A 5,355-nucleotide genomic window follows, 5' to 3' on the forward strand; every position below is an offset into this window, starting at 1 on the left:
GTTGTCCGGCGGCGTCCTACTCTCCCACCCCGTCTCCAGGGCAGTACCATCGGCGCTGAGAGGCTTAGCTTCCGGGTTCGGAATGGGTCCGGGCGTTTCCCTCTCGCCATGGCCGCCGTAACACTGTGAACAACAACCGGCCGGCGCCACACGCTGGTGGCGCCCGGGGGTTGGGCGTTCAGAGCTGCACAGTGGACGCTGTCATACGCACATCATCGATGTCCCCGCGTGTGTGTGGGGATGGTGTGTGGTCAAGCCCTCGGCCTGTTAGTACCGGTCAGCTCCACACCTCACGGTGCTTCCACTTCCGGCCTATCAACCCGCTGGTCTGGGCGGGGGCCTTACCCCATTGACTGGGTGAGAGACCTCATCTCGAAGCGAGCTTCCCGCTTAGATGCTTTCAGCGGTTATCCCTGCCGAACGTAGCCAACCAGCAGTGCACCTGGCGGTACAACTGGCACACCAGAGGTTCGTCCGTCCCGGTCCTCTCGTACTAGGGACAGCTCTTCTCAAGTCTCTTACGCGCACGGCGGATAGGGACCGAACTGTCTCACGACGTTCTAAACCCAGCTCGCGTACCGCTTTAATGGGCGAACAGCCCAACCCTTGGGACCTACTCCAGCCCCAGGATGCGACGAGCCGACATCGAGGTGCCAAACCATCCCGTCGATATGGACTCTTGGGGAAGATCAGCCTGTTATCCCCGGGGTACCTTTTATCCGTTGAGCGACACCGCTTCCACATGCCGGTGCCGGGTCACTAGTCCCAGCTTTCGCTCCTGCTCGACCCGTCGGTCTCACAGTCAAGCTCCCTTGTGCACTTGCACTCGACACCTGATTGCCAACCAGGCTGAGGGAACCTTTGGGCGCCTCCGTTACATTTTGGGAGGCAACCGCCCCAGTTAAACTACCCACCTGACACTGTTCCTGATCCGGATCACGGACCGAGGTTAGACATCCAATTCGACCAGAGTGGTATTTCAACGGCGACTCCACGGACACTGGCGTGCCCGCTTCACAGTCTCCCACCTATCCTACACAAGCCGAACCGAACACCAATATCAAGCTGTAGTGAAGGTCCCGGGGTCTTTCCGTCCTGCCGCGCGTAACGAGCATCTTTACTCGTAGTGCAATTTCGCCGAGCCTGTGGTTGAGACAGCTGAGAAGTCGTTACGCCATTCGTGCAGGTCGGAACTTACCCGACAAGGAATTTCGCTACCTTAGGATGGTTATAGTTACCACCGCCGTTTACTGGCGCTTGAGTTCTGAGCTTCGCACACACGAGGTGCACTAACCCGTCCCCTTAACGTTCCAGCACCGGGCAGGCGTCAGTCCGTATACATCGTCTTACGACTTCGCACGGACCTGTGTTTTTAGTAAACAGTCGCTTCTCACTGGTCTCTGCGGCCACCCACCGCTGCCCCGCGCGAGGCGGTTCACGGTAGACGGCCCCCCTTCTCCCGAAGTTACGGGGGCATTTTGCCGAGTTCCTTAACCACAGTTCGCTCGATCGCCTCGGTATTCTCTACCTGACCACCTGAGTTGGTTTGGGGTACGGGCCGCTCGGAACTCGCTAGAGGCTTTTCTCGGCAGCATAGGATCATCGGATTCGCCTCATTCGGCTATGCGTCAGGCCTCACCCTCGTGTCCGGCGGATTTGCCTACCAGACGGGCCACACCCTTGCACCGGTACTACCACTCACCGGCCCGACTACCTTCCTGCGTCACCCCATCGCTTGCCTACTACCAGTCCGGGTCCCCAGCTACTCCCACCCACTCCTCCGAAGAGCAGTGAGCGGTTTCGGTGGGTCAGCATCGCTGGGTTCAGCATGGGCGTTCCTTCGCGGGTACGGGAATATCAACCCGTTGTCCATCGACTACGCCTGTCGGCCTCGCCTTAGGTCCCGACTCACCCTGGGCGGATTAGCCTGGCCCAGGAACCCTTGGTCTTCCGGCGGGGGAGGTTCTCACTCCCCTCTCGCTACTCATGCCTGCATTCTCACTCGTGTGGCGTCCACGGCTGGATTCCTCCGCCGCTTCACCCGCCACACGACGCTCCCCTACCCACCCACGAACCTGGCCGGCGTTCCGAAGAACACCGGCGGGATATCTCGTGAGTGCCACGGCTTCGGCGGTGTGCTTGAGCCCCGCTACATTGTCGGCGCGGAACCACTTGACCAGTGAGCTATTACGCACTCTTTCAAGGGTGGCTGCTTCTAAGCCAACCTCCTGGTTGTCTCTGCGATCCCACATCCTTTTCCACTTAGCACACGCTTAGGGGCCTTAGCCGATGATCTGGGCTGTTTCCCTCTCGACTACGAACCTTATCGCCCGCAGTCTCACTGCCGCGCTCTCACTTACCGGCATTCGGAGTTTGGTTGACGTCAGTAACCTTGTGGGGCCCATCGGCCATCCAGTGCTCTACCTCCGGCAAGAAACACGCGACGCTGCACCTAAATGCATTTCGGGGAGAACCAGCTATCACCGGGTTTGATTGGCCTTTCACCCCTACCCACAGCTCATCCCCCAGGTTTTCAACCCTGGTGGGTTCGGTCCTCCACGCGGTCTTACCCGCGCTTCAACCTGGCCATGGGTAGATCACCCGGCTTCGGGTCTAGAGCACGCGACTAGAGACGCCCTGTTCGGACTCGCTTTCGCTACGGCTACCCCACACGGGTTAACCTCGCCACGTACCGCTAACTCGCAGGCTCATTCTTCAAAAGGCACGCAATCACCGCCCGCACGAATGCGGATTGACGGCTCTCACGGCTTGTAGGCACACGGTTTCAGGTACTATTTCACTCCCCTCCCGGGGTACTTTTCACCTTTCCCTCACGGTACTCGTCCGCTATCGGTCACCAGGGAGTATTCAGGCTTAGCGGGTGGTCCCGCCAGATTCACACCGAATTCCACGGGCTCGGTGCTACTTGGGAACACGACAACAAGGAGGCGCAGCGTTTTCGTGTACGGGGCTCTCACCCTCTACGGCGACCCCTTCCAGAGGCCTTCCACTAACAACTACGCTTTCTCACTCCCCGCCAGTCCGGCAGAACTGACACGATCGGTCCCACGACCCCGCTCCCACAACCCCTGCCGGGTATCACATGGAAACGGTTTAGCCTCATCCGCTTTCGCTCGCCACTACTCACGGAATCACGGTTGTTTTCTCTTCCTGTGGGTACTGAGATGTTTCACTTCCCCACGTTCCCTCCACACGCCCTATGTGTTCAGGCGCGGGTCACACCACATGACTGGTGCGGGGTTCCCCCATTCGGACACCCTCGGATCAACGCTCGGTTGGCAGCTCCCCGAGGCTTATCGCAGCCTCCCACGTCCTTCATCGGCTCCTGGTGCCCAGGCATCCACCGTGTGCCCTCAACATCTTGGCCACACACAAACCTACAAACACGCGAACTCTGGCATCACTCGAACCCCCACCCAACGACCGACAACCCACGGGCTGTCGACGACCGGGTGCGGGCAGCAATACAGAGAATCAAAGATGCTCGCGTCCACTGTGCAGTTCTCAACGACCAACCCGCGACCCCCGCGCTCGACCCCACCAGACCCCCACCGATGTCCCGCAGGACGGTGGAGCGTTGTGAGATCCCGGAGGCCCGGACAGAAGAAACACCCCTGCCCGCCGGCTTGCGCCGGCACCACAGGGCCCGCTCCCTCAGGACCCAACAGCGTGCCTACGACCGACCCGACTCCCCCGGCCCCCGTTCCCCGCGCTCCCGCAGGAGCGCCGTACTAGGAAGCCGCAGCAGCGGCCGGCCGAACTGGTCAGCGTTCCACCCTCGAGCACCACCCCGAACACCCGCCCAGCACCCCTGATGGGCACCGGGTCACGGTCCGGGCGTGGCTCTGGGCCGACAGAACGAGGTCTGCCGGCCAGTGCTCCTTAGAAAGGAGGTGATCCAGCCGCACCTTCCGGTACGGCTACCTTGTTACGACTTCGTCCCAATCGCCGATCCCGCCTTCGACGGCTCCCTCCCACGAGGGGTTGGGCCACCGGCTTCGGGCGTTACCGACTTTCGTGACGTGACGGGCGGTGTGTACAAGGCCCGGGAACGTATTCACCGCAGCGTTGCTGATCTGCGATTACTAGCGACTCCAACTTCATGGGGTCGAGTTGCAGACCCCAATCCGAACTGAGACCGGCTTTTTGGGATTCGCTCCACCTCGCGGTATCGCAGCCCTTTGTACCGGCCATTGTAGCATGTTTGCAGCCCTAGACATAAGGGGCATGATGATTTGACGTCATCCCCACCTTCCTCCGAGTTGACCCCGGCAGTCTCCCATGAGTCCCCACCATCACGTGCTGGCAACATGGAACGAGGGTTGCGCTCGTTGCGGGACTTAACCCAACATCTCACGACACGAGCTGACGACAACCATGCACCACCTGTGCACGACCCCGAAGGACACGACATCTCTGCCGCTTTTCCGTGCATGTCAAGCCTAGGTAAGGTTCTTCGCGTTGCATCGAATTAAGCAACATGCTCCGCCGCTTGTGCGGGCCCCCGTCAATTCCTTTGAGTTTTAGCCTTGCGGCCGTACTCCCCAGGCGGGGCGCTTAATGCGTTAGCTGCGGCACGGAGACCGTGGAATGGCCCCCACACCTAGCGCCCAACGTTTACGGCGTGGACTACCAGGGTATCTAATCCTGTTCGCTCCCCACGCTTTCGCTCCTCAGCGTCAGTTTCGGCCCAGAGACCCGCCTTCGCCACCGGTGTTCCTCCTGATATCTGCGCATTTCACCGCTACACCAGGAATTCCAGTCTCCCCTGCCGAACTCAAGTCCGCCCGTATCGACTGCAGGCCCGGAGTTGAGCTCCGGGTTTTCACAGCCGACGCGACGAACCGCCTACGAGCTCTTTACGCCCAATAATTCCGGACAACGCTTGCACCCTACGTATTACCGCGGCTGCTGGCACGTAGTTGGCCGGTGCTTCTTCTGCAGGTACCGTCACTTGCGCTTCGTCCCTGCTGAAAGAGGTTTACAACCCGAAGGCCGTCATCCCCCACGCGGCGTCGCTGCGTCAGGCTTCCGCCCATTGCGCAATATTCCCCACTGCTGCCTCCCGTAGGAGTCTGGGCCGTGTCTCAGTCCCAGTGTGGCCGGTCACCCTCTCAGGCCGGCTACCCGTCGTCGCCTTGGTAGGCCACTACCCCACCAACAAGCTGATAGGCCGCGGGCCCATCCCCAGCCGGAAACCCTTTCCACCACCACCCATGCGGGAAGCGGTGAACATCCGGTATTAGCCCCAATTTCTTGGAGTTATCCCAGAGCCGGGGGCAGGTTGCCCACGTGTTACTCACCCGTTCGCCACTGATCCCCTCCGAAGAGGTT

At 60.6% G+C, this 5,355-nt stretch carries 3 rRNA genes; all 3 read right to left on the reverse strand.

What is annotated here, in order from left to right:
- Nucleotides 1-3: 3 nt before the first annotated feature.
- Nucleotides 4-120 (reverse strand): 5S ribosomal RNA (gene rrf, locus ACI78R_RS23295).
- A 127-nt stretch (nucleotides 121-247) separates the two neighbouring features.
- Nucleotides 248-3,388 (reverse strand): 23S ribosomal RNA (locus ACI78R_RS23300).
- 519 nt (nucleotides 3,389-3,907) lie between these two features.
- Nucleotides 3,908-5,355: ribosomal RNA gene (locus ACI78R_RS23305) — 16S ribosomal RNA — on the reverse strand; the annotation flags it as partial.

The sequence above is a fragment of the Geodermatophilus sp. SYSU D01106 genome, assembly GCF_054049995.1.